Origin of the sequence: Bradyrhizobium sp. 61 (assembly GCF_023073075.1) — a bacterium.
GTDB classification, from domain to species: domain Bacteria; phylum Pseudomonadota; class Alphaproteobacteria; order Rhizobiales; family Xanthobacteraceae; genus Bradyrhizobium; species Bradyrhizobium barranii.
On the sequence record NZ_JADPIU010000019.1, the window covers coordinates 1 to 23,718 of the forward strand.

Sequence of the window (23,718 nt, forward strand, 5' to 3'; positions counted from 1 at the left end):
CGCCCGCGACGTCTGGGACGCCGTACGCGATTTCGGCGCGCTGCCTCAGCGGCTGGCGCCGGGCTTCGTCACCGCCTGCACGCTCGACGGCGATGCACGCATCGTCACCTTCGCCAATGGATCAGTGGCGCGCGAGGTGCTGGTCGATTGCGACGATGCGCGACAGCGGCTGGTCTACGCCATCAACAACGAGCGGCTCAGGCATTACAGCGCCTCGGTGCAGGTGATCGCCGAGGGCGAGGCGAGCTGCCGCCTTGTCTGGATCATCGACATGCTGCCGAACGAGCTTGCGGCTTACGTCCAGGGGCAGACCAAGGACGCCGTCGCCGCGATACACCGGGCGTTCCCGGCTGTGGCTGCGTGATCTTTCTCACAGAGCCCTGCCCTCGCCGGCCCTAACCATGGCCGCGTGCGTCCGGTTGGCTCCGCTCTCCCGGCGGAGCCACGCACGCGAGGAGCAGGCCATGAGAGGTGCGGATAAGGTGATCTGCCAGGCGGCCGCCGTGCTGCTGCTATTTTCGATCTCGAGCGCGCCGGCAAAGGCGCAGTTCCTCGGCGGCGGAGGCGCCGGCGGCGAGGACATGATGACCCAGATGGCGCCGATGCTGGAGATGATGAAGGCGAAGATGGGCAAGCGCCGCTTCGCCATGCTGATGCAGACCATGGGTCCGATGATGAGCCGCATGATGGAGAACGGCGGCGGCGGGCTCGGCGGCATGATGGGGGGCGGCGGCAGCCTGAGTGGCGGCAATTTCGGCGGTGGCTTCGGCGCGCCGAACTACGGCGGCTACACGCCGATGGGCGCAGGCGGCACCATGCCGATGGGGCTCGGCGGCATGGGCGGCGGCGATATCATGGGCATGCTCGGCGGCTCCGGCGGCGGCGACATGATGGCGATGATCCCGCAATTGATGCGGCTCGCCAATGTCGGCGGCGGTGGCGGCCATCGCCGCCACAGACACCGCTAGTCTGCAACGCCCGAAAGCGCAGGCCTGATCGCGGGTTTCGTCTCGCGCGGCCCCCAGCGCGTCAGCACCACGCTGGAGCACGAGAGCAGGCCGAGCACGACCATCGAGCTGGCGGCCAGCCAGAAGAAGCTCTGCGCGGTGGCGTCGTGCGTCGACAGCCACCAGCCGATCGCCGCGATGTAGATCAGGCGCGCGGTCTGCGCCAGCACCGGCCCGATCACCTTGGCCGCGCCCTGCGACGAGAAATACATCGTCGAGGCGAGCCCGATGAAGGCGTAGAACGGCGCCACCGTCGACAGATATTGATGGCTGGTCGCACGCACCGTTGCGCTGTCGGTGAAGATGTTGACCCAGATATCTGGGAACAGCGCGACGAGGCACGCCGGCGCGCCGACGGCGACGAACGCGCTCGCACTAGCGATCCAGGCGATGCGCCGGGCGCGCGCGATGCGGCCGCCCCCGACTGCCATGCCGATCATCGGCACCGAAGCGATGCCGAACGAGAACGCGATCGAGGTCAGCAAAAATTCCAGCCGCGCGCCGATGCCGTAGCCGGCGAGGATCGCAGTGCCGAACTTTGCCAGCATGTGGGTGAAGATCGAGATCGTCAGCACCGATTGCAGCGGCGAGAAGCAGGCGATGGCGCCGACCTTCAGGATATCGAAGAACATCGCCCACTGGACGCGAAGCCCGCGCAGTTTCGGCACGATTCGGGCGCGGCCGGAGAACAGGTACCAGCCCATCACGCAGATATTCACGGAATAGGCGATCAGCGAGCCGGCCGCGACGCCGCGCATGCCGAACTGCGGCACGGGCCCGAGCCCGAGGCCCAGCGTGCCGCCAAGCACAACCTGCATGACCGCGGAATTCAGCATCAACAGCGAGGGCAGCTTCATGTTGCCGGTGCCGCGCAACACGCCGGCCATGGTGTTGAGCAGCCACGGCAGCACGGCCCCGCCAAAAAACACCTGTGTGTAGGCGACCGCATGCGTCAGCACATCCCCGCGTCCGCCGAGCATTTCCAGAACGCGCGGCCCGAAGATCAGCATGCCCAGCATGAAGACGAGGCCGAAGGTGATGCCGATCAGCAGCGCATGTGCGGCGAGCGTGCCGGCGCGCTCGCGGTCGCCTGCGCCGAGCGCCCGGGCGATGGCCGACGCCACGGCGCCGCCCATGGCCCCGCCGGACATCGTCATGGTCAGGATCACTGTCGGAAACACCAGCGCCATTGCCGCCAGCGCCTCGACGCCGAGCCTGCCGATATAGGAGGTCTCCGCGATCACCACACAGGTGCCGGCCGACAGCGCGACCACGTTCGGCCAGGCGAGGCCGAGCAGCGTGCGCAGAATCGGCCCGTCCATCAGCGCGCTTCGTACCGGCCGCGGAGGCGGCGGCAACGGACGCTCTTGTTCATCGACCGGGATTTCGGCGATGTCGGACATGTCCTCTCCCGGGCGCAGGCCATTCGCGGCGCGGCAATGCGTAGGTGTGCCAATAAATTTCTTCGCGCGGAAGGCGCGGCGACAGGCTTAGCACGGCAATTGCCGATTCCTCCTGCGCCGGATGCAGGCGTGCCCTGCGGCAGCGCATTTCAAGTGGTGGAATTACTCAATGGTCCAGACCAGCGGCGGCCGACCGCCCGCTGTCAGGCGCAGGTGCACGCCGATGTGCCGCCCGCATCCGGCAGCGAGCCCCTCGAACAACCCTTCCAGCACTTTGGTGCAGCCGCGATGATAGTCGGCGACGTCATCCATCAGCTTCCAGCTCCGCTGGCGAAATTCAAACGTGCCTTCTGATGCCGTCGTCTCGGCAGAGTCATCCTGCGCGGCAAACAGCGCATTCAGGAACGCTACGAACTCGCTGGCGCCACCGCGGCGCATGGACAGCGCCGCCGCGACCTCGTCAAAATACTGCATCCCGATCAGCTTGCCGGTGAGGTGCAGGAGATAGCCGGCGTCTTCCGGGCCGAACAGCTGCACCATCACGGGCGCGGCGGTGCGGACATATTCCATCGCGTAGTTGCGGTAGGCTTTTTCCAGCCGCGGCTTCGGCCAGCTCGCGACGGGCAAGGCAGGCGCGGTCTTGGCATCGAACAACGGCGCTTCCAGATGGCGCGCGAACACCAGGCGCTGATCCAGCCCGAGCTGGTGGTCGTACTGATAATAATAGCCTTCGAGCCCGTCCTGACCGTCGACGCTCTGCTTGGTGCAGACGAAGCCGAGCCTGAGATCGCCGAGCGCGACGCCATTGTTGGCGTGCCAGCCGCGCAGCATCGCGCGGCTGACATCACCCGGCACGCCGCAGATCGCGGTGCCCTTCCAGATCCAGCGCGGCGGCGGATAGCGGATCCAGGCTTTGCGGTCGCTCTCATACATGTACTCGACATGCACGCCGCCGATCCAGTTGGAGAGATAGTGATATTGTGCGGCGGCCACCGCCGGCGGCAAATGACTGAGACCGAGCTTTTCGAGCCCCGGCAGGAAGCGCTCCTGCTGCTGGCGGCGAAACACGCGGAAGACGAATTCGGCAGCATCCGCCGTGCCGCGCCGTGTGACGACGGTGAGGATGAGTCCGGTGAAATAGGCGTGATAGAGGTCGGCGACCGCACGCCAGCGCTTCCATTGCGCTTCCTGTGCTGCGTCTGTTGCGGCGGTCATGTTCGCTCCCGATCGTTGTTTTGATCGAGTGTGTCACTGCGCCCGGTACGAGGCAACCTGACGCTCAGGCAGAGCGCCCTGCACGCCAGCCCGTCAATTCCGCATCACGAATTTTGCGCAAGCCTGGCCGCGCGCTCGCGCTCGACGCGTTCGGTGACGTCGCGCGCCATCGCGACCGATCCGACCACGGCACCACCGGCATCGCGCACCAGCGCGAAGGTCATCTCGATGTAGAGCTTGCGTCCGCTCTGGTGCAGCGCGCGGGTCAGCGTCGGCCTGCCCGCAAGCTTCATCGCCCCGGTGGTAAGCGCAGCTTCGAAGCCCTTCCAGTGCGCGGCACGCAGACGTTCGGGAATGATCAGATCGAGGTTCTGGCCGAGCGCTTCGGCGGCGGAGAAGCCGAACAAGGCGGTCGATGCACGATTCCAGCGCGTGATGGTGCCGGAGCGATCCGAATAGATGAGCGCGTCCGCGACGTCGTCGAGGATTCTTGCGTCGAGTTCGGATTGAACACTCATCTCGCCACCTCGCATGCAGCCCGGATTTCAGCTTGCATCCCGGCAGTAGTCAATCGAGAGGCTGCGGCGTACTGTCATGCCCCGGTCAAGCCGGGGCATGACAGTAGGGTGTGTAGCTACACCCGAAAATGCTTCGATAGTTTGAGGCCCTGCGCCTGGTAGTTCGAGCCGATGCGCTGGCCGTACATCGCGTCGGGGCGCGCCAGCATCTTCTCGTAGACGAGGCGGCCGACGATCTGGCCGTGCTCGAGGATGAACGGCACCTCGCGCGAGCGCACTTCGAGCACGGCGCGCGATCCCTGCCCGCCAGCGCCGGCATAGCCGAAGCCGGGATCGAAGAATCCGGCATAGTGCACGCGGAACTCGCCGACCAGAGGATCGAACGGCACCATCTCCGCGGCGTAATCGGGCGGCACCTGCACGGCTTCCTTGGAGGCGAGGATGTAGAACTCGCCGGGGTCGAGGATCAGGCTGCCGTCGGGACGTGCCGAGATCGGTTCCCAGAAATCCTCCACCGCATAGCCGGAGCGGCGGTCGACGTCGACGACGCCGGTGTGTCGCTTGGCGCGATAGCCGACGAAGCCGTTGGCCTTCTCACCGGAGAGGTCGACGGAGACGGCAACGCCGCCGGTGAGATCGGCATCGTCGAGATCGACGAGACGCTCGGTCGCATGCAGCGCCTCGAGCTCGTCGATGTTGAGGATGGCATCTCCGGTGCGGAAGCGCACCTGGCTCAGGCGCGAGCCCTCGCTGACCAGCACCGGAAACGTTTTCGGGCTGATCTCGGCGTAGAGCGGGCCGTGATAGCCGGCGCCGATCATGTCGAAGCGGCGGGTGCCGTCGGCGATGACACGGGTGAAGACATCAAGCCGGCCGGTCGAGCTTTTCGGGTTCGCGGCGGCGACGATCTCCGGCGGCAGCGCCAGGCTTTCCAAGAGCGGCACGATGTAGACGCAGTTGGTCTCCAGCACCGCGCCATCGGCGAGGCTGAACTCGTGCAGCTTTAACTCGTCGATGCGCTCGGCGACGGTCGCGCCGGGACCCGGCAGGAAGCTGGCGCGAACGCGATAGGCGATATCGCCGAGGCGAAGGTCGAGGCTCGCCGGCTGGATCTGGCTTTCGACGAAGTCATAAGCGGGCAGGATGAGGCCCGCCTTCGCCATCGCCGCGATCATGCGGTCGGGCAGGATACCATTGGCGTCGGCGGCAACCGTGAAGCTCAACCGGGGGTCCTCGTCAGGGGTCAAATGCATCCGGACATGCGGGAAATAGCAGCCTTTTACGGCTATCCGATGGACGCCTTGACGGAAAGGCCATTGCGGAATATGAGCATCACTTATCCCGTGGTGATTTGAGCCGGCCGGCTTGCAGCCACGTTAAATAAGTCGCTAAACAGGCCGGGGACCTCTGTGATCCCGGCCCGTGGAGATATCCAGGCCGGTTTTTTTGTGACCGTTTTCGATGGTCACGCAGAGGAGGTCCTATGTCGAAGTCCCCGGCGTCCACCACGCAATACCGTCCCGAAACCCGCCTGGTCCATTCCGGCACCCTGCGCTCGCAATATGGCGAGACGTCGGAGGCGCTGTTTTTGACCCAGGGCTACGTCTACAACAGCGCCGAGGAATGCGAGGCGCGGTTCAAGGGCGAGGACCCCGGCTTCATCTATTCGCGCTATTCCAACCCGACTATCTCGATGTTCGAGCGCCGCATGATCGAGCTCGAAGGCGCCGAAGCCGCCCGCTCGGCCGCGACCGGCATGGCCGCGGTGACGACCGCGATCCTGGCGCCGCTGAAGGCCGGCGATCACGTGGTGGCCTCGCGCGCCCTGTTCGGCTCCTGTCTCTACGTCATCCAGGATCTGTTGCCGCGCTACGGCATCGAGACCACGCTGGTCGACGGTCTCGATCTCGACCAGTGGCAGCGCGCCTTGAGGCCGAACACCAAGACGTTTTTCCTGGAGAGCCCGACCAACCCGACGCTCGACGTGCTCGACATTCCAGGGATCGCCGAGATCGCGCACAGCGGCGGCGCGCGGCTCGTCGTCGACAACGTGTTCGCGACGCCGATCTGGCAGAGCCCGCTCGCGCTAGGGGCCGACGTCGTGGTCTATTCCGCGACCAAGCACATCGACGGCCAGGGCCGTTGTCTCGGCGGCATCATCCTGTCGTCGGAAGCGTTCATCGCCGAGCACATCCACAATTTCATGCGCCAGACCGGCCCGTCGATCTCGCCGTTCAACGCCTGGGTCCTGCTCAAGGGCCTGGAGACGCTCGGCGTGCGCGTGCGTGCGCAGACCGAGACGGCGGGACGCATCGCCGACGTGCTGGCGAGCCATCCGAAGATTTCACGCCTGGTCTATCCCGGCCGCGCCGACCATCCGCAGGCAGCTCTCGTGAAGAAGCAGATGCGCGGCGGCTCGACCCTCGTCGGCTTCGAGGTGAAGGGCGGTAAGCAGGGTGCGTTCCGCGTGCTCAACGAGCTCAAGCTTGCAAAAATCTCGAACAATCTCGGCGATGCCAAGAGCCTCGTCACGCATCCGGCGACCACGACGCATCAGCGCCTCAAGCCGGAAGACCGCGCCGCACTCGGCATCAGCGAGGGCTTCATCCGCTTCTCGGCGGGGCTCGAGCATGTGGATGATCTGGTCGAGGATCTGACCGCGGCGCTGGAGAAGGCGTGAGGGCTTCACGAGCTCGGAATCGTAGGGGGGCAAAGCGACTTGTCCGCCGTAGCTCGAAGAGCGAAGGCGGAAGCGTGCCCACCATTCACGATCATGTCGCCGATAGATGGTGGGCACGGCGCGCGAAGGGCGCGCCTTTGCCCACCTTACGGAAGCTCACATCGGCCGATACGTCCGCACGTCCGCGGGCACGTTGACGCCGAGCTTGATCTGGCCGACGGAGCGGATGATGTCGTCGCCGAGGATCTGGGCGAAGCAGGCATAGCCCCAATCGTTCATGTGCAGGCCGTCGGCGATCACGAAACTCTCGACCGGGATCGATTGATTCTCGTGCCAGTCGCGCATCACCTCGAAGCGGGGGAAGATGCCGACGTGACGGAGCTCGGCGACCTTGCCGAGCAGGTGCACCATCTTGCCGGCGCTCTCCTTGCGCTGGTTGACGGCTGGCGAATATTGCGGATCGACCAGCACGATGTCGGCGCCGCCAGCGGCCTGGATGCGGGAGATACCGTCCTCGACCATCTTGGCGGTGTCACCGGGATCGAGATTGCGCAGCACCGCATTGGTGCCGACCTGCCAGATCACGAGATCCGGATGCACGTCGATCACCTCCTTCTGGAGGCGCTTCATCATCTCGGGCGCGTCCTCGCCGCCGACGCCGGCGTTGATGACGGTGATGTCGGCGGTCGGATATTGCCGGCGGAGCTGCGCGGCGAGACGGTTCGGATAGTTGAAATCGGGCGAGCTCGCGCCATAGCCTGCCGTCGACGACGAGCCGAACGCAACGATCACGACGGGTTTGCCGGCGACGAGCTTGCCCGCGACATGCGGCAGCGAGCCCATCGCCTTCGAGCCACCCTTCGGCGTGAGGCAGGGCACGCGGCTGAAAATGTCCCCGGCGGATTTCGCGACCTGCTTCACCTTGTCGATGGCGCGGGCGGTCACGCCGCGCTGCTCGTGAGACGTCGCGGCGACGGTGGTCTGGGAGGGCGAAGCGGAAGCCGGACTAGCGGCCTGCTGCGGCGCGGGCGTTGCCTGCGTGGCCTGCGCCTGCACTGGTGCCAGCGACACCGGCGTCAGGAGCAGCAGAGCCGCCGCGGGCGCAGCCAGCCATGCTGTCAACCAAAAAGGGCGGAGAGAACTCATTAACGCTAGACCTCAATTTTGCTGCTGGGCCGGCCCCAGATGGGCTGCGTCGATCACAAACTGTGCCAACGCCCGGCCAAGGCAGTCATGGACCTGTTTCGCCAGCTCTGGCCCGCGGGACGGGCTGAACAGGTCGAACTGACCCTGATCATTCCACTGCCGCATGATCGCGAAACGGTCGAACAGCGGGATGTCATGCTCCTGCGCCACCACCCGCATATTGTCGAGATAGGGCGGCACCGAGATCATGGTTTCGGTACGCGGGCTGTACTGCAAGTTCATCAACACGACGTCAGCCCCTGCTTTTTGCAGCGCGGAAACCCCTTCGGTCACCGCCCCGCGAAAATCATCGGGATCAATCGCTCGGATAGCATCCACAGTCCCGGTCTGCCAGATGACCAAAGTAGGCCTTTTTGCTTCCATCAGCTTAACGAAGGTGGCGGCCGCCTCCTCGGCCGTCCTCTTGCTCTGTATTTCTACGGAGACATGCACGGTCTCCGACGGCAGCAGCCTGTCCTGCAGGATGGCCTGCATGCGCGCCGGATAGGAGCTGTCCTCCGAGGCCGGAATCGTGGTCGAACGGCTGCCGATGACCAGGATTTCGAGCGGTTTGCCGGCCTTGATGGCATCGGCGACCCTCGGAAGCTGGCTTTCAGTGGTGAGCAGATAGGATGGCAATTCGCAGGCCGGGGGCGCGGCCGGAGCAGTCGACGCAGCATCGCCCGCGCGCGCCAGGGGCGCGGCGAGGTTACCGCACAGCAGGACCAGGCTCAGGAGAACCTTCGCCTTCATCAGCCCCCTCCCGCCAAATCGGCGTTGCCGACGGCGTTTTTGGTTTTCGCACCGCTCTTGTCAGCCACACGCTTGTACCACGAAATCACCCAGGCAACGCCCCACATGATCAGGATTCCGGAGAGACTAATCAGCGCATGCATGGCTGCGCCGCCGGAGACTTCGGCCAGGATGAAATGGCCGGCGAAGGCGAGGAAGACGCCGAGACAAAAGATCTCCAGGGAATGCTGGCCGCAGAGGATCAGCGGCCGCAGCCAGGGCGATTTCAGGCCCGGCCATTCCCGGGGCAGGAAGCGAACGGTGAGCGCGGCGAACGCCAGGAAATGCGTGAAGCGCAGCACGTCGAGATCGGCCTTGTCGATCGGATACATCCACTGCTCGAGCCGCCTCGGCATGAAGTGGGAGAGCTGCGGCACATACCAGGTCAGCGTCACGTAGAACGCCGCGACCAGATAGGCGATCGATATCCACATCGTGACGCGGGACGCCAGGATGCGCGACATGCGTCGCGCACCTCCGAGCGCACACCATGCGCCGAATACGAAAAGCAATTGCCAGGCGAAGGGATTGAACGCCCAGAAGCCGTTCGGATAGGCCGACAGATAGAGGTCGTATTCCCAGGTCACCGCGTAGAGCACGACCGAGAGGCCGAGCGTCACGTCGGGCCGCCATTTCATCAGCCACAAGATCAAGGGCAGCGCCAGCATCAGCACGATATAGAGGGGCAGCACGTCCATGTTGACCGGACGAAAGCGCAGCAGCAGCGCCTGTACGATCGTGACGTCGGGCTGCTTGAGGAAATCCATGATTCCCATCTCTTCGGTGTAGAGCGGGTTCTCGAACCTGGTCGCAACGTAGGAGATTTCGGCGAGGAAGATCGTGAACAGAAAGACGTGGGCGACATAGATCTGCCAGACGCGCCGCAGGATGCGCGCGGTAGCGACGACGAAGCCGCTTTCGAGCATGGCACGACCGTAGACGAACGCCGCGGTGTAGCCGGAGATGAAGATGAAGATCTCGGTGGCGTCGCTGAAGCCGTAATTGCGGATCGTGAACCAGGTCAAAAGGCTCGGCGGCAGATGGTCGACGAAGATCAGCCACAGTGCGAGCCCGCGGAACAGGTCGAGCCGGAGTTCGCGCTCGCCGATGGCGGGCAGCGTGATGGCCGGCGCGGCGGAGCGCGGCTTCGCCTCCGCAGGTCTGGCCTCCGCAGGCTTGCCGGTTCCCGCGATCGTCGATCCCGTCACTTGGTCGGCAATGGTCATCGGGGGTTCGAAACCCTTCCGCAAATCGCGACGTGTCATGGAGTGTACAGGTCCGGCCGTCGTCTCGCAAAGCGGCCGGATCACATTGGGGTCTACTTCCTCGGCAATTCTGGCGGCACGATGTCACCAAAACCGCCTGCGGGCGTTGGTTCCCGGCCGGGTTTTCGTTATGATGGCCGCCATGTATCGCGCCGTGACCCGCCAGATCGAAGTGACCGTCGAGCCGAACTTTGTTCCGGAGCAGTCGTCGGCTGACCGCTCCCGCTATTTCTGGTCCTACACCATCGTCATCACCAATTCCGGCGACGAAACCGTGCAGCTGAAGACGCGGTACTGGATCATCACCGACGCCACCGGCCGCCAGCAGGAGGTCAGGGGCGAGGGCGTCGTCGGCGAGCAGCCGACCCTGGCTCCCGGCGAGCGCTTCGAATACACCTCCGGCGTGCCGCTCGCGACCGCCTCGGGCTTCATGACCGGCCGCTACCAGATGGTCAGCGAAAGCGGCGAACGCTTCGAGATCGACGTGCCGACATTCTCGCTGGACAGCCCGGACAACAAGCGGGTGTTGAACTAGCGCGGTGCCGTAGGGTGGGCAAAGGCGCAAAGCGCCGTGCCCACCCTTCCAAATGTGGCGCATAAGATGGTGGGCACGCTGCGCTTTGCCCACCCTACGACTGGATTGCTTCGCTGCGCGCGCAATGACGGAGGATGCGACGCCTACGCGTCTTCCGCGCCCGCCTCGTGCGGCGTGAACTGGTACACCGACGAGCAGAACTCGCAGGTCACGACGACCTTGTCGTCCTTGACCATGGCGGCACGGTCGTCGGGCGAGAAGCTCTTCAGCATCGCACCAACCGCGTCGCGCGAGCAGGAGCATTGCGCCTTCAGCACCAGCGGATTGAACACGCGCACGCCGCGCTCGTGGAACAGGCGGAACAGCAGCCGTTCGCCGGAGAGCTCGGGGTCGATCAGCTCGACGTCCTCGACGGTCTCGACCAGCGAACGCGCCTCGACCCAGGCGTCGTCTTCGGCGACAGCATGCACCTCCGCGCCTTCGGGCGCATCGCCGGGATGCAAATCGGCCTGCCGGGCGCGCTCGGGCGCCTTCGGCAGGAACTGCATCAGCATGCCGCCGGCGCGCCAGCGATGCTTGCCGCCGTCGTTCGAGCGCCACTCCTCGCCGACCGCGAGACGCACGCGCGTCGGGATCTGCTCGGAGCGCAGGAAATATTCGTGGGCGGCATCTTCCAGGCTACCGCCGTCGAGCGCGACCAGGCCCTGGTAGCGGCTCATGTCGGGACCCTGGTCGATGGTCATGGCGAGATGACCGTTACCAAGGAGCGCGCCGGAATCTTTTGTCTCGCCGAGGCGCTCGGCATCGTAGCGCGCATAGGCGCGCAGGCGATCCGGCGCCATGTAGTCGACGACCAGGAACGACACCGGACCGTCGGTCTGGGCCTGGAGGATGAAGCGGCCCTCGAACTTCAGCGTCGAGCCGAGCAGCGTCGTCAGCACGATGGCCTCGCCGAGCAGCTTGCCCACGGCAGCGGGATAATCGTGCTTGGTCAGGATCTCGTCGAGCGCGGGACCAAGCCGCACCAGGCGACCGCGCACGTCGAGTGCGTCGACCTCGTAAGGCAGCACGGCGTCATCGATGGGAACCGCTGATGGCGCGCGAACCGGGCCTTCAGGCCCGGTATTCATGTCAGGGGATTGGGAAACCATGGCGCTTTATCTGGGGTCGATGGAGGAAAATGGAAGAGGGCGCGGAGCGCTCCCCGGCATGCAGAACAGATCGCACGAAAGCACGACAAACTCAGGGTCGTCCCGGGGCGCACGAAGCGCGAGCCCGGGACCCATAACCACAGGGTTACGATGTAACCGGCGACGACCACTCCTCGTCCTCGCCAAACAACTTCCTGTGGTTAAGGGTCCCGGATCGGCGCGCCGCTGTGCGGCGCTGGTCCGGGACGACAGCGGTGGATGCGGCCGCCAGCGCGGCCACCCGCTCCACCGTCGCGTTACTTCACCGCGTCAAAGCACCAGGCCAGAATGCCCTTCTGCGCATGCAGGCGGTTTTCGGCCTCGTCGAACACGACCGATTGCGGGCCGTCGATCACTTCGTCCGTGACCTCCTCGCCGCGATGGGCGGGCAGGCAATGCATGAACAGCGCATCGGGCTTGGCCAGCGACATCAGCTTCGAATTGACCTGATAGGGCTTGAGCACGTTGTGACGGTGCTCACCTTCCTTGTCGCCCATCGACACCCAGGTGTCGGTGACGACGCAGTCGGCCCCCTTCACGGCGGCCTCGGGATCGGTGCCGAGCACGATCGGCGCGCCGGTGGCCTTGATGAAGTCCCGCATCACCTTTTTCGGCGCAAGTTCCGGCGGCGTCGCGACATTGAGCTTGAACTTGAAGCGCTCGGCGGCATGCGCCCAGGACGCCAGCACGTTGTTGTCGTCGCCGGTCCAGGCCACCGTCCTGCCCTCGATCGGGCCGCGATGCTCTTCGTAGGTCATGAGGTCGGCCATCACCTGGCAAGGGTGCGAGCGCCGTGTCAGGCCGTTGATGACGGGCACCGTCGCATATTCCGCCAGCTCCAGCAGGGCCTCGTGATTGAGGATGCGGATCATGATGGCGTCGACATAGCGCGACAGCACGCGCGCCGTGTCGGCGATGGTCTCGCCGCGGCCGAGCTGCATCTCGGCGCCGGTCAGCATGATGGGCTCGCCGCCGAGCTGGCGCATGGCGACGTCGAACGAGACGCGGGTGCGGGTGGAGGGACGCTCGAAGATCATCGCCAGCGTCTTGCCTTCCAGCGGCTTCACCGGCTGGTGCGCTTTCTGCTTCGCCTTCATGGCGGAGGAGGCCGCAAGCATGCTCTTGAGCTCCGACAACGGGAGCTCGTTGATATCCAGAAAGTGCTTCGGGGACTTGCTCATCAGCTTGTCGCCCGCTTGGTCTGACTGGACGAGATCGCGGCGCAGGCGCGTTCGAGCCGCCCGACGCTGTCCTCGATCTCGGCTTCGGTGACGATCAAGGGCGGCAGGAAGCGCACGACATTGTCGCCGGCGCCGACCGTGAGCAATTTTTCGTTGCGCAATGCCGCGCCGAGATCGCCTGTCGGCACCACGGCCTTGATGCCGATCAGAAGGCCTTCGCCGCGCACTTCGCTGACGATGTCAGGATAACGATCGATCACGGAGGCGAGCTTCTGCTTGAGCAGCAGCGACATCTTCTGCACGTGTTCGAAGAAGCCGGGCTTGAGCATGACGTCGAGGACGGCGTTGGCAGCCGAGATCGCGAGCGGATTGCCGCCGAAGGTCGAGCCGTGCGAGCCGGGCCCCATGCCGGCAGCCGCGTCCGCGGTCGCCAGCACCGCGCCGATCGGGAAGCCGCCACCGAGCGCTTTGGCCAGCGACATCACGTCAGGCGTGACGCCGGTGCGGCGATGCGCGAACAGATCGCCGGTGCGGCCCATGCCGGTCTGCACCTCGTCGAACGCGAGCAGCAGGCCCTTCTCGTCGCAGAGCTGGCGCAACGCCCTCAGGAAGGCGGGCGTTGCCGAACGCACGCCACCCTCGCCCTGGATCGGCTCGATCAGGATTCCGGCGGTCTGCGGACCGATCGCCTTCTTGACGGCTTCGATATCGCCATGCGGGACCTGGTCGAAGCCGTCCATCGGCGGGCCGAACCCTTCGAGATATTTTGCCGAACCGGTCGCGGCGAGCGTTGCCAGCGTGCGGCCGTGGAAGGCGCCTTCGAAGGTGACGATGCGGTACCGTTCCGGATGACCCTTGGAGAAGTGATGATGGCGGACCAGCTTGATCACACCTTCCAGCGCTTCGGCGCCGGAATTGCAGAAGAACACGAAGTCCGCGAAGCTTTCATTGCACAGACGCGCGGCGAGCTTCTCGCCGTCCGGGCTCTGGAACAGGTTCGACATGTGCCAGAGTTTGGTGGCCTGCTCCTGCAACGCCTTGACCAACGCAGGATGAGCATGGCCGAGCGCATTCACCGCCACGCCCGAGGTGAAATCGAGATAGCGATCGCCATTGGTCGCAATCAGCCAGCAGCCTTCGCCGCGCTCGAAACCGAGGTCGGACCTGGCGAAAACGGGGAGCAAATGCGGCGCTGCGCTGTTAGTCATGACGATCACTTGAATGTTGCGGACGGCGTGAGCGTGCATTGCGCAACGCACCATTGACCGGCTCGGAAAACGAAACGTGCCGCCTTTTAAGGGCGGCACGCCTGACTATCTTATGCCTGGTGAAACCGGTGTCAATGCCGCCCGGAAAGCCTCGCGAAACGCAGAATCCGTAGTCTTGCGGTGGCGATTTTGCGTGTTTCCGCCACGGAACATGTGGAAGCGAGTCGGCGGACTCTTGCGCGTGAGTCACGCCATATTGTAGCGTTTGGCTTGTCAGATACGACATCTCGTGCAGCAGTTCTGATCCTCTAAGTCCTCATGTACCGGCGTAAGCGTTCGGGCGCATCTGGTGCGCCCGGCGAGCCTTAAGGGATTCTGGCGGCACGGGTTTTTCGAAGCTTAGGCATTCGCCGTGCGGCCGCCAGGATGGCAGGCGCCGGCGAAGGAAAGGGTGCAATGACCGTTTTGACCTGGTCGGATGATCGCGTCGAGCAGCTGAAAAAGCTCTGGGAGGCCGGACTTTCGGCCAGCCAGATCGCCGCTGAACTCGGCAATGTGACCCGCAATGCCGTGATCGGCAAAGTGCACCGGCTCGGCCTGTCGGGCCGCGCCAAGAGCCCTTCATCGGCAGCGCCGCGGCCGCGCAAGGCGCGCCCCGCCCAGCACATGATGAGGGTGACCCGTCCGATCGCACGCGGCAACACCGCGCTGGCGCAAGCCTTCGAAGTCGAGGTCGAGGCCGAACCGGTCACCTACGACAACGTCGTGCCGATGAGCCAGCGGCTGTCGCTGCTGGAGCTGAACGAGGCCACCTGCCACTGGCCGGTCGGCGATCCCTCGAGCCCGGATTTCTTCTTCTGCGGCGGCAAGGCGCTCTCCGGCCTGCCCTACTGCGCCCAGCACTCGCGCGTGGCGTATCAGCCCGCGGCCGATCGCCGGCGCGCGCCGGCGAAGCCGGGTCCGCGCTGAAGTCGTTCTGAGCTCAGAAAGGAGCCGTCACACGATGGCGGCTCAACAAATCCGATGTCGTCCCGGACAAGCGCGCCTTGAGCACGCGCAGATCCGGGACCCTTAACCACCGCAAGATGTGGCTACGGGGACTCGGAGTTACCTTTTCACACAATAACCGATCGCTTTGGGTGTCCCGGACCCGCGCTTGCGCTTGTCCGGGACGACACCGAGAATGTGGCCGCAGCTCACCGAGCTTACGCCTGCTCCGCCTTCGCAAAGCGATCGTCCAGTGCGTAGCCCGCGCCGCGGACGGTGCGGATCGGATCCTGCTCGCGGCCGAGATTGAGCAGCTTGCGCAGGCGCCCGATATGGACGTCGACGGTGCGCTCGTCGATGTAGATGTCACGGCCCCAGACGCTGTCGAGCAACTGCTCGCGCGAGAACACGCGGCCGGGATGCTCCAGGAAGAACTCCAGCAGGCGATATTCGGTCGGGCCGAGATCGATCGGCCGGCCCGAGCGCGCCACGCGGCGCTTGTCGCGGTCGAGCTCGATGTCGCCATAGGCGAGCACGGTGGCGAGCCGCTCCGGGCTGGCGCGCCTGAGCAGGCCCTTCACGCGTGCCAGCAGCTCCGGCACCGAGAACGGCTTGACGATGTAGTCGTCGGCGCCGGTCGCAAGACCCCGCACCCGCTCGCTCTCCTCGCCACGCGCGGTGAGCATGATGATCGGGAGCTGCTTGGTCTCGGGCCGGGTGCGCAGCCGCCGGCACAGCTCAATGCCGGAGAGGCCCGGCAGCATCCAGTCGAGCACGATCAAATCGGGGATATGCTCCTTGAGGCGGGTGTCGGCATCGTCGCCGCGCATCACCGTCTCGACGTCATAGCCGTCGCCTTCGAGGTTGTAGCGGAGAAGCTCGGTGAGAGCTTCCTCGTCCTCAACCACCATAATGCGTGCGCCCATGGTGTTCGTCGCTCCTTAAGTGTTCGGGACCGTCGTGGCGAAGGTCGTCATGTCGCCCTTCGGCCGCTTGTCGGTGATCGCCTGGCCCTCGATCATGTAGAACACGGTCTCGGCGATGTTGGTGGCGTGGTCGCCGATGCGCTCGATGTTCTTGGCGCAGAACATCAGATGGATGCAGAACGAGATGTTGCGCGGATCCTCCATCATGTAGGTGAGGAGCTCGCGGAACAGCGAGGTGCAGATGGCGTCGACTTCCTCGTCGCCCTTCCACACCGCCATCGCCGCCGGCAGATCGTGCGCGGCATAGGCATCCAGCACCGACTTGACCTGTTGCTGCACGAGGTCGGTCATGTGCTCCAGGCCGCGGAACAGCTTGAGCGGATGGAAATCCGTCTCCAGCGCCGCGACGCGCTTGCCCATGTTCTTGGCGAGGTCGCCGATCCGCTCGAGATCGGTGGCGACGCGCATGGCGCCGACGATCTCGCGCAGATCCACCGCCATCGGCTGGCGGCGCGCGATGGTGAGCACGGCGCGCTCCTCGATCTTCTTCTGGAGCGCGTCGAGCTCGGCGTCGATGGTGACCACGCGCTGGCCGAGCGCGACGTCGCGGCGGATCAGCGCGTCGACGGAATCGACGATCATGCGCTCGGCGATGCCGCCCATCTCGGCGACCAGGCGCGTGAGCTCCTGGAGGTCGGTATCGAAGGCCTTTGCGGTATGTTCAGAACCCATGTTCCGTCTCCTCAGCCGAACCGGCCGGTGATGTAATCCTGCGTGCGCCGGTCGGTCGGCGACGTGAAGATCTTGCTGGTGTCGTCGAACTCGATCAGTTCGCCGAGATACATGAAGGCGGTCTTGTCGGAGACGCGCGCCGCCTGCTGCATGTTGTGGGTGACGATCGCGATCGTGTAGTTCTCGGACAGCTCCTGGATCAGCTCCTCGACCTTGGCGGTCGAGATCGGGTCGAGCGCCGAGCAGGGCTCGTCGAACAAGATCACCTCGGGCCGCACCGCGACCGTGCGGGCGATGCAGAGGCGCTGCTGCTGGCCGCCGGAGAGCGACAGGCCGGAGGCGTTGAGCTTGTCCTTGACCTCGTTCCACAGCGCGCCGCCGCGCAGCGCGTTCTCGACGCGGTCGTCCATCTCGGACTTCGAGATCTTCTCGTAAAGGCGGATGCCGAAGGCGATGTTCTCGTAGATCGTCATCGGGAACGGCGTCGGCTTCTGGAACACCATGCCGACGCGGGCGCGCAGCAGATTGAGGTCCAGCTTGGGGTCGAGGACGTTGGTCTGGTCGAGCATGAGCTGACCGGTGACGCGCTGGCCCGGATAGAGGTCGTACATCCGATTGAAGATGCGCAGCAGGGTCGACTTGCCGCAGCCCGACGGGCCGATGAACGCCGTGACGCGGTTGGTGCCGAGCGCCAGATTGATGTTCTTCAGCGCGTGCTGCTCGCCGTAGTAGAAATTGAGGTTGCGCACCGTCACCTTGGCCGGAGCTTCGGGCAGCACCGGCGCCTGCGGCAAACCACCGGCCGCGCTCATCGATACGGAAAGATCACTCATTTTGCGGTCCTCTCGGCGCTCAGAATGCGCGCGCCAATATTCAGGGCAAGAACGGTCAGGGTGATGAGCAGCGCGCCGCTCCAGGCGAGCTGCTTCCAGTAGGCGTAGGGGCTCTGCACGAAATTGTTGATGGTGACCGGCAGGTTCGCCATCGTCTTGTTCAGACCCAGGCTGAAGAACTGGTTCGACAGCGCGGTGAAGAGCAGCGGCGCGGTCTCGCCGGCGACGCGGGCGGTGGCCAGCATCACGCCGGTGATGAGGCCCGAGCGCGCCGCGCGATAGGCGATGCGCTTGATCACCAGCGAGCGCGGCAGGCCGAGCGCCGAGGCCGCCTCACGCAGTGCGTTCGGCACCAGCAGCAGCATGTCCTCGGTGGTACGCAGCACCACCGGGATGACGATGACCGCGAGTGCGAGTGCGCCGGCAATCGCCGAGAAGCCGCGCATCGGCACCACCACCGCACCATAGATGAACAGGCCGATGATGATCGAGGGCGCCGAGAGCAGGATGTCGTTGATGAAGCGGATCACCGAGGTCAGGCGGTCGTTGCGGCCGTACTCGGCGAGATAGGTGCCGGCGAACAGGCCGAGCGGCGCGCCGATGCCGACGCCGAGCACGGTCATGATGATCGAACCCACGATGGCGTTGCGCAGGCCGCCCTCGGTCGAGCCCGGAGGCGGCGTGTCCGCAACGAAGAGCTCCAGGTTCAGGCCGGCAATGCCGTTGTAGAGCAGCGTCATCAGGATCAGCGCGAGCCATGTGACGCCGAAGGCAGCGGCAGCCAGGCAGAGCACACGGATGACGATGTCCATGCGGCGGCGGCGTGCGTAGATCGGGTTCATGTTACTTCCCCGCCTTCTTTTCAAGACGCATCAGCATCAACCGTGCAGCCGCGAGCACGAAGAATGTCAGCACGAACAGCAGCAGGCCGAGCAGGATCAGGCCGGACTGGTGCAGGCCGTCGCTCTCGGCGAACTCCGATGCGATCGCCGCCGAGATCGTGGTGCCCGGGGCGAAGATCGACGACGAGATGCGGAACGAGTTGCCGATGATGAAGGTCACCGCCATGGTCTCGCCGAGCGCGCGGCCGAGCGCCAGCATGACACCGCCGATGACGCCGACGCGGGTGTAGGGGATCACCACGCTGCGCACGACTTCCCAGGTGGTGCAGCCGACGCCGTAGGCGGCTTCCTTGAGCACCGGCGGCACCGTCTTGAACACGTCGACCGAGATCGAGGTGATGAAGGGCAGCACCATGATGGCGAGGATCAGCGCCGCGTTGAACAGGCTGAGATAGGACGGCGGGCCTGCGAAGATCGCGCCCAGCACGGGGACGCCGTCGAAGATCTTGATCATGAAGGGCTGGAACGTGTTGGCCAGGAACGGGCCGAGCACGAAGAAGCCCCACATGCCGTAGATGATCGAGGGAATGCCGGCGAGCAGCTCGATCGCCATGCCGATCGGGCGGCGCGCCCATTGCGGGCAGAGCTCGGTCAGAAAGATCGCAATGCCGAGACCGACCGGAATGGCGATCGCCATCGCGATGAAGGAGGTGATGAGCGTGCCGTAGATCGGGCCGAGCGCGCCGAGCACAGGCGGATCTGCCGACGGCGCCCAGCGCTGCGTCCACAGGAAGGCGAAGCCGTATTCCTTCATCGCCGGGAACGCGCCGACGATCAGCGAGATGATGATGCCACCGAGGATGAGCAGCACCGAGATCGCGGACAGCCGCGTGATCCAGTAGAAGGTGAGGTCGCCGAGCTTGAAGGCGCCCAAGGCCTTGGCGCGGTCATACGGTCCGGCGTCGTCGATTACATCGCTCTGAACGGCCATCTCTGCCACGCCGATCCCCTGTGCCCGTTTGATATGCGCTTGTTGTCGGTCTTGTTGTTGGTCTTGCGCTCCGGATGCGGCGCGAGGCCGATCCGGAGCGGAGGTCTTGTGAGATCCCGGCGCCCAGTCCGACAGAGCGCTTAGCTCTTGATCTCGGCAGCCCAGGTCTTCTCGATCAGCTGGACGACCGGGTCCGGCATCGGGATGTAGTCGAGCTCTTCAGCCGCCTTGCCGCCGCTCTTGAAGGCCCAGCGGAAGAACTTGATGGCTTCCTGCGAGGCTGCCTTGTCGGTGGCATCCTTGTGCATGAGGATGAAGGTCGCCGCCGTGATCGGCCAGGACTTGTCGCCGGGCTGGTCGGTCAGGATGACGTAGTAGCCGGGAGCCTTGGCCCAGTCGGCGTTGGAAGCGGCCGCCTGGAAGGCTTCGACCGTCGGCTGCACCGGCTTGCCGGCCTTGTTGACGAGGCCGGTGTAGGTCAGCTTGTTCTGCTTGGCATAGGCGTACTCGACGTAGCCGATCGAGTTCTTGGTCTGGCTGATGTTGCCCGACACGCCTTCGTTGCCCTTGGCGCCGACGCCGACCGGCCACTCGACCGCGGTGCCCTCACCGACCTTGCTCTTCCAGTCCGCGCTGGCCTTGGCGAGATAGTTGGTGAAGTTGAAGGTGGTGCCCGAACCATCCGAGCGGCGGACCACGGTGATCGCGTCCGACGGCAGCTTCACGTTCGGATTGAGCTTCTTGATCGCGGCGTCATCCCACTTGGTGATCTTGCCGAGATAGATGCTGGCCAGGGTCTCGCCGTCGAACACCAACTCGCCGGGCTTCACGCCCTCGATGTTCACGACCGGAACGATGGCGCCCATCACCATCGGCCACTGGACGAGGCCGTCCTTTTCGAGCTGCTCGGCCTTGAGCGGCGCGTCGCTGGCGCCGAAGGTCACGGTCTTGGCCTGGATCTGCTTGATGCCGCCGCCGGAGCCGATCGATTGGTAGTTCAGACCGTTGCCGGTCTCCTTCTTGTAGGCGTCAGCCCACTTGGAATAGATCGGGAACGGGAACGTCGCACCGGCACCCGTGATATCGGCAGCAAACGCCGCCGTCGCCGATGCGGCGACCAAGCCGGCAGCGACGATAGTTTTGATGAAATTCATGGTGGTCTCCATACAGGGGAGCGAAGCGCCATCCGCGCCCGATCGCGCTCCCCGTGCCGCCCCTTTAGGAGCGGTCGGCTGTGCTTTTACGAAGGTTTCGTGACAGCTGGATGACACGGACAAGCGATTGAAATCGCTTGAATATCAGGTTGAAGCCGCGGTCTTCGCTTGGGGAAAACAGGCCGTGAAAACGGCGCCCTGCTTGGGCACGCTCTCGATCAAAAGCCGGCCGCGATGGCGGTTAAGAATATGTTTCACCAGCGATAATCCGAGCCCCGTCCCGCCCTGCGAGCGGCTGTCGCCGACGTCGACCCGGTAGAACCGCTCGGTCAGTCGCGGCAGATGCTCGGGCGCGATGCCGGGGCCGAAATCGCGGACCATGACCCGGATTTCCTGAGTTCCATCAGTGGCTGCCGCCGCGGCCAGCGACACGATGACACGTCCGCCCGACGCCCCGTATTTGAGCGCGTTCTCGATCAGGTTCTCGAACAGGCGGAGCAATTCCTCGCGGTCGCCCGCGATCATCACCGGGGTCTCAGGCAGATGGGTTTCGACCTCGACCTGGCGCTCCCGCGCTAGCGGCTCGAGCCCGTCGGCGACCTGGAAGATGATCGGCAGCAGGTCGACCAAGGTGTCGGGCCGCACATGGGCCGACAGCTCGACCCGCGACAGCGAGAGCAGATCGTCGATCAGGCGCGCCATCCGGGTCGCCTGGTTGTGCATGATGCCGAGGAACCGCTCGCGTGCCTTGGGATCGTCCTTGGCCTGGCCCTGGAGCGTGTCGATGAAACCCGACAGCGCGGCGAGCGGCGTGCGCAGCTCGTGGCTGGCATTGGCGACGAAGTCTGCGCGCATCTCCTCGACCCGGCGCAGCGGCGTCTGGTCATGGAAGGTCATCAGCATACATTTGTCGGCGCCGCCGAAGGAGGTCGGCACCGGCACCGGCGTGATGGTCAGCTCCATCCAGCGGTCGACCGGGACATGGTCGAGATAGGTCGTGCGCCGCGGCTCGGTGGTCGCAATCGACTCCCGCAGCGCCGTGATGATCTCCGGCGAGCGCAGCGCGAACTGGGCGAGCTCGTTCTTGCGCAGTGCCGGCGCCAGCTGGGCGGCGGCGGCATTGAGATGGATGACGCGCCCGGCGCGGTCGAGCAGCACCGCCGGATCCGGCATGCCGGCGACGACCGCGGCCACTGCCGCGCTCTCGACCGGGTTGACGCGGCGGGTGTCGTCGCGCGAGGCGGCATTGTCGTGCAGCCGCCAGGGGATCAGCGCCGCGGCCGCGATGCAGAGGAACACCGTCGCCGCCCGCATCACCGACAATTCGCCGAGCGAGACCACCACCGACAGCGCCAGCGCCGCGGCGATCAGGATGACGGTCGAGTGCCGCAGCCGGTCGGACCAGGGCTGCGCGGAGGCAGAAGATGGTGCGTCGATCGCCATCGGGGCGGGCTTCTCCTAAAGGGGATGCGCCGGTCAGGCGCCGGTGTCGCTGCGCTCTCTCACATAGGCGGCTTCACGCGCCGGGCCGGGGTCGAGCTTAAGCGCCGCCTGCTGCAAGCGCTTCGATCGAGCGCCGATTATAACCTCGCGAAACGTCAGCAAGATTACAGATATGACGAAGGGGGAGAGATAATAGAGGACGCGGAACAGGAGCATGCCACCCAGCAGTTCCTCGCGGTCCATCTGCCAGAGCCCGACCAGCATGGCGGCATCGAACACGCCGAGCCCTCCCGGCGAGTGGCTGGCGAAACCGAGCAAGGTCGCCGAGACGAAGATCACCGCGACCACGACGAAGCCGAGATTGGGCTCGTCCGGGACCAGCACGTACATCGCGAGCGCACAGAAACCGAGATCGATGATGCCGATGGCGATCTGGAGCAGCGTCAGCGGGCCGCCCGGCAGAACCACGGTCCAGGGCCCACGGCCGACCACCCGCGGCTGGGTCCAGACCCAGACCACATAGGCGACCAGCCCCACGATGATCATCATCGCCAGCATCCGGTTCAGCCAGGGCGGAAGCTGGTCGATCGCGGCGGCGGCTTCCGGATGGTAGGAGATGCCGAGGCCGAGCACCGCGGCATTGCCGAGCCAGAAGGTCAGGCCGGCGAGAAAGCAGATCTTTGCGACGTCGATCGCGTTCAGGCCGTAGGCCGAATAGATGCGATAGCGCACCGCGCCGCCGGTGAAAACGCTGGCGCCGACATTGTGGCCGATCGAATAGCTGGTGAAGGCGGCAAGCGCATTGATGCGGTAGGGCACATGGGCGTGGCCGATCGCGCGTACGGCGAACAGATCGTAGAAGGTCAGGGTGAAATAGCCCGCGGCCACGAACAGCGCCGCCATCGCAATCTGGCTCGGCTCGGTGCTCTTGATCGCTTCGAGGACCTCGTTGACGTCGATGCCCCGCAGCATGTGGTAGAGCACATAGCAAGCGATGCCGATGACCGCGACGCTGATCACAACTCCAAGCTTATGCAGGACTTGCTTCTGGCGCAGAAACGTCATCGCCCTGCGTATGGCTTCCAGCATCTAGACCTCGAACAACGCTTCAGCGGCCGGGGTGGCCGGCGGACAGGCGGACGACGCACAGGCATTCAACGAACCCTTGCCGCCGGCTCCGGCATCGCGCATGCCCCATGCCCTTCCACTAGCGCGTTTTGGGGCGGAGTGGAATTCAGCAATTCGAACAAAAACTCGTGCCTTCAATATTTTAGGCAGGGTTGCGGGCTCCTGATGCACGGATTGGCGCTTTCGGCGGCAAGACTGACGCGAATCTCCATGGCAATCCTGCGCAGGCGCCATGAAGTTTTGATGATTTCGACCGCACAATGTTCCGTCACGACTTAAGCCGACGTCAATCTATGGGCCGCCCCCGCCTGGCGAAAGAGGGGGTGGCCGGCGCTGTTGTTCAGGGATTTCAGGTGGGCCGAAAGGCCGCGGCGACGGTGGCGGCCTCAGGAAGCGATCGGAATCCGCCCTGGATCAGTGCCACGCGGAAGTGACGGCGGCCACGATTTCGTCGGTACCGGGAAAGTGGCCCTTGCGGCGGCTGGCGACGATGCTGTCGCCGA

At 65.1% G+C, this 23,718-nt stretch carries 23 protein-coding genes and 1 riboswitch; of the genes, 5 read left to right on the forward strand and 18 right to left on the reverse strand.

Features of this window, described 5'->3' with window-relative positions; genetic code table 11:
• The coding region (locus tag IVB46_RS08295) for an SRPBCC family protein (protein ID WP_247342465.1) at positions 1-364 on the forward strand (364 nt) is incomplete at its 5' end.
• Between the two features lie 100 nt (positions 365-464).
• The gene (locus tag IVB46_RS08300) at positions 465-968 is read left to right on the forward strand and encodes a hypothetical protein (protein WP_247312715.1); all 504 of its coding nucleotides are present in this window, start codon (positions 465-467) and stop codon (positions 966-968) included.
• On the opposite strand, the gene IVB46_RS08305 is transcribed toward IVB46_RS08300, so the two are convergent.
• From IVB46_RS08305 to IVB46_RS08320, 4 genes are all read right to left on the reverse strand, one after another.
• The gene (locus tag IVB46_RS08305; protein ID WP_247342468.1) at positions 965-2,410 is read right to left on the reverse strand and encodes an MATE family efflux transporter; all 1,446 of its coding nucleotides are present in this window, start codon (positions 2,408-2,410) and stop codon (positions 965-967) included. The genes IVB46_RS08300 and IVB46_RS08305 overlap by 4 nt on opposite strands.
• A gap of 162 nt (positions 2,411-2,572) precedes the next feature.
• On the reverse strand, positions 2,573-3,625 hold the full coding sequence (locus IVB46_RS08310) for a hypothetical protein (protein ID WP_247312721.1): 1,053 nt from the start codon (positions 3,623-3,625) through the stop codon (positions 2,573-2,575).
• 104 nt (positions 3,626-3,729) lie between these two features.
• A complete protein-coding gene (locus IVB46_RS08315) occupies positions 3,730-4,143 on the reverse strand; it encodes a PAS domain S-box protein (RefSeq protein WP_247312724.1) in 414 nt (137 codons plus the stop codon).
• Between the two features lie 116 nt (positions 4,144-4,259).
• Positions 4,260-5,366, reverse strand: a complete 1,107-nt coding sequence (locus IVB46_RS08320) for a 2'-deoxycytidine 5'-triphosphate deaminase (RefSeq protein ID WP_071909138.1) — start codon at positions 5,364-5,366, stop codon at positions 4,260-4,262.
• A gap of 110 nt (positions 5,367-5,476) precedes the next feature.
• A riboswitch (SAM riboswitch) is annotated at positions 5,477-5,556 on the forward strand.
• Between the two features lie 70 nt (positions 5,557-5,626).
• On the opposite strand from IVB46_RS08320, the gene IVB46_RS08325 reads away from it, so the two are divergent.
• A complete protein-coding gene (locus IVB46_RS08325; protein WP_247312727.1) occupies positions 5,627-6,823 on the forward strand; it encodes an O-succinylhomoserine sulfhydrylase in 1,197 nt (398 codons plus the stop codon).
• Between the two features lie 156 nt (positions 6,824-6,979).
• Here IVB46_RS08325 and IVB46_RS08330 read toward each other — a convergent pair whose 3' ends face one another.
• The 3 genes from IVB46_RS08330 to IVB46_RS08340 are packed head-to-tail and all read right to left on the reverse strand — an operon-like array spanning position 6,980 to position 10,026.
• Positions 6,980-7,969 carry an SGNH/GDSL hydrolase family protein gene (locus IVB46_RS08330; protein WP_071909137.1) on the reverse strand — a complete coding sequence of 330 codons (990 nt, stop codon included), beginning with the start codon at positions 7,967-7,969 and terminating at the stop codon, positions 6,980-6,982.
• A gap of 12 nt (positions 7,970-7,981) precedes the next feature.
• Positions 7,982-8,761 (reverse strand): SGNH/GDSL hydrolase family protein, encoded by a 780-nt coding sequence (locus IVB46_RS08335; RefSeq protein WP_247312731.1) that lies wholly within the window; start codon positions 8,759-8,761, stop codon positions 7,982-7,984.
• Positions 8,761-10,026 carry an OpgC domain-containing protein gene (locus IVB46_RS08340; RefSeq protein WP_028155148.1) on the reverse strand — a complete coding sequence of 422 codons (1,266 nt, stop codon included), beginning with the start codon at positions 10,024-10,026 and terminating at the stop codon, positions 8,761-8,763. Before IVB46_RS08340 ends, IVB46_RS08335 begins: the two co-directional genes overlap by 1 nt.
• 181 nt (positions 10,027-10,207) lie before the next feature.
• On the opposite strand from IVB46_RS08340, the gene apaG reads away from it, so the two are divergent.
• Positions 10,208-10,600: a Co2+/Mg2+ efflux protein ApaG gene (gene apaG / locus IVB46_RS08345; RefSeq protein WP_247313189.1), complete on the forward strand. Its 393-nt coding sequence runs from the start codon at positions 10,208-10,210 to the stop codon at positions 10,598-10,600.
• Between the two features lie 143 nt (positions 10,601-10,743).
• Here the strand turns inward: apaG and IVB46_RS08350 are convergent, their stop codons facing one another.
• The 3 genes from IVB46_RS08350 to IVB46_RS08360 form a co-directional block, all read right to left on the reverse strand.
• Positions 10,744-11,751: an Hsp33 family molecular chaperone gene (locus IVB46_RS08350; RefSeq protein WP_247312735.1), complete on the reverse strand. Its 1,008-nt coding sequence runs from the start codon at positions 11,749-11,751 to the stop codon at positions 10,744-10,746.
• Positions 11,752-12,047: 296 nt separating this feature from the next.
• The gene (argF, locus tag IVB46_RS08355; RefSeq protein WP_014491303.1) at positions 12,048-12,971 is read right to left on the reverse strand and encodes an ornithine carbamoyltransferase; all 924 of its coding nucleotides are present in this window, start codon (positions 12,969-12,971) and stop codon (positions 12,048-12,050) included.
• Positions 12,971-14,179 carry an aspartate aminotransferase family protein gene (locus IVB46_RS08360; protein WP_247312739.1) on the reverse strand — a complete coding sequence of 403 codons (1,209 nt, stop codon included), beginning with the start codon at positions 14,177-14,179 and terminating at the stop codon, positions 12,971-12,973. Before IVB46_RS08360 ends, argF begins: the two co-directional genes overlap by 1 nt.
• Positions 14,180-14,635: 456 nt before the next feature.
• Between IVB46_RS08360 and IVB46_RS08365 the strand changes: the two genes are divergently transcribed.
• A complete protein-coding gene (locus IVB46_RS08365; RefSeq protein WP_014491301.1) occupies positions 14,636-15,148 on the forward strand; it encodes a GcrA family cell cycle regulator in 513 nt (170 codons plus the stop codon).
• Positions 15,149-15,384: 236 nt separating this feature from the next.
• Here IVB46_RS08365 and phoB read toward each other — a convergent pair whose 3' ends face one another.
• The 8 genes from phoB to IVB46_RS08405 all read right to left on the reverse strand — a co-directional run bounded on the left by phoB (position 15,385) and on the right by IVB46_RS08405 (position 23,176).
• Positions 15,385-16,092 (reverse strand): phosphate regulon transcriptional regulator PhoB, encoded by a 708-nt coding sequence (gene phoB / locus IVB46_RS08370; protein WP_014491300.1) that lies wholly within the window; start codon positions 16,090-16,092, stop codon positions 15,385-15,387.
• A 15-nt stretch (positions 16,093-16,107) separates the two neighbouring features.
• The gene (phoU, locus tag IVB46_RS08375) at positions 16,108-16,824 is read right to left on the reverse strand and encodes a phosphate signaling complex protein PhoU (RefSeq protein ID WP_028155152.1); all 717 of its coding nucleotides are present in this window, start codon (positions 16,822-16,824) and stop codon (positions 16,108-16,110) included.
• 11 nt (positions 16,825-16,835) lie between these two features.
• Positions 16,836-17,657, reverse strand: coding sequence for a phosphate ABC transporter ATP-binding protein PstB (gene pstB / locus IVB46_RS08380; protein WP_247312742.1), 822 nt, complete (start codon positions 17,655-17,657; stop codon positions 16,836-16,838).
• Positions 17,654-18,499, reverse strand: a complete 846-nt coding sequence (gene pstA / locus IVB46_RS08385; RefSeq protein ID WP_208084048.1) for a phosphate ABC transporter permease PstA — start codon at positions 18,497-18,499, stop codon at positions 17,654-17,656. Before pstA ends, pstB begins: the two co-directional genes overlap by 4 nt.
• A 1-nt stretch (position 18,500) precedes the next feature.
• Positions 18,501-19,490, reverse strand: coding sequence for a phosphate ABC transporter permease subunit PstC (gene pstC / locus IVB46_RS08390; protein WP_063979880.1), 990 nt, complete (start codon positions 19,488-19,490; stop codon positions 18,501-18,503).
• A 140-nt stretch (positions 19,491-19,630) separates the two neighbouring features.
• Positions 19,631-20,644, reverse strand: coding sequence for a phosphate ABC transporter substrate-binding protein PstS (gene pstS, locus IVB46_RS08395; protein WP_063985930.1), 1,014 nt, complete (start codon positions 20,642-20,644; stop codon positions 19,631-19,633).
• A gap of 144 nt (positions 20,645-20,788) precedes the next feature.
• Complete coding sequence (locus IVB46_RS08400; RefSeq protein WP_247312745.1) at positions 20,789-22,087, reverse strand: ATP-binding protein; 1,299 nt, start codon at positions 22,085-22,087, stop codon at positions 20,789-20,791.
• A 33-nt stretch (positions 22,088-22,120) separates the two neighbouring features.
• The gene (locus tag IVB46_RS08405; protein WP_247312748.1) at positions 22,121-23,176 is read right to left on the reverse strand and encodes a lysylphosphatidylglycerol synthase domain-containing protein; all 1,056 of its coding nucleotides are present in this window, start codon (positions 23,174-23,176) and stop codon (positions 22,121-22,123) included.
• Between the last annotated feature and the right edge of the window lie 542 nt (positions 23,177-23,718).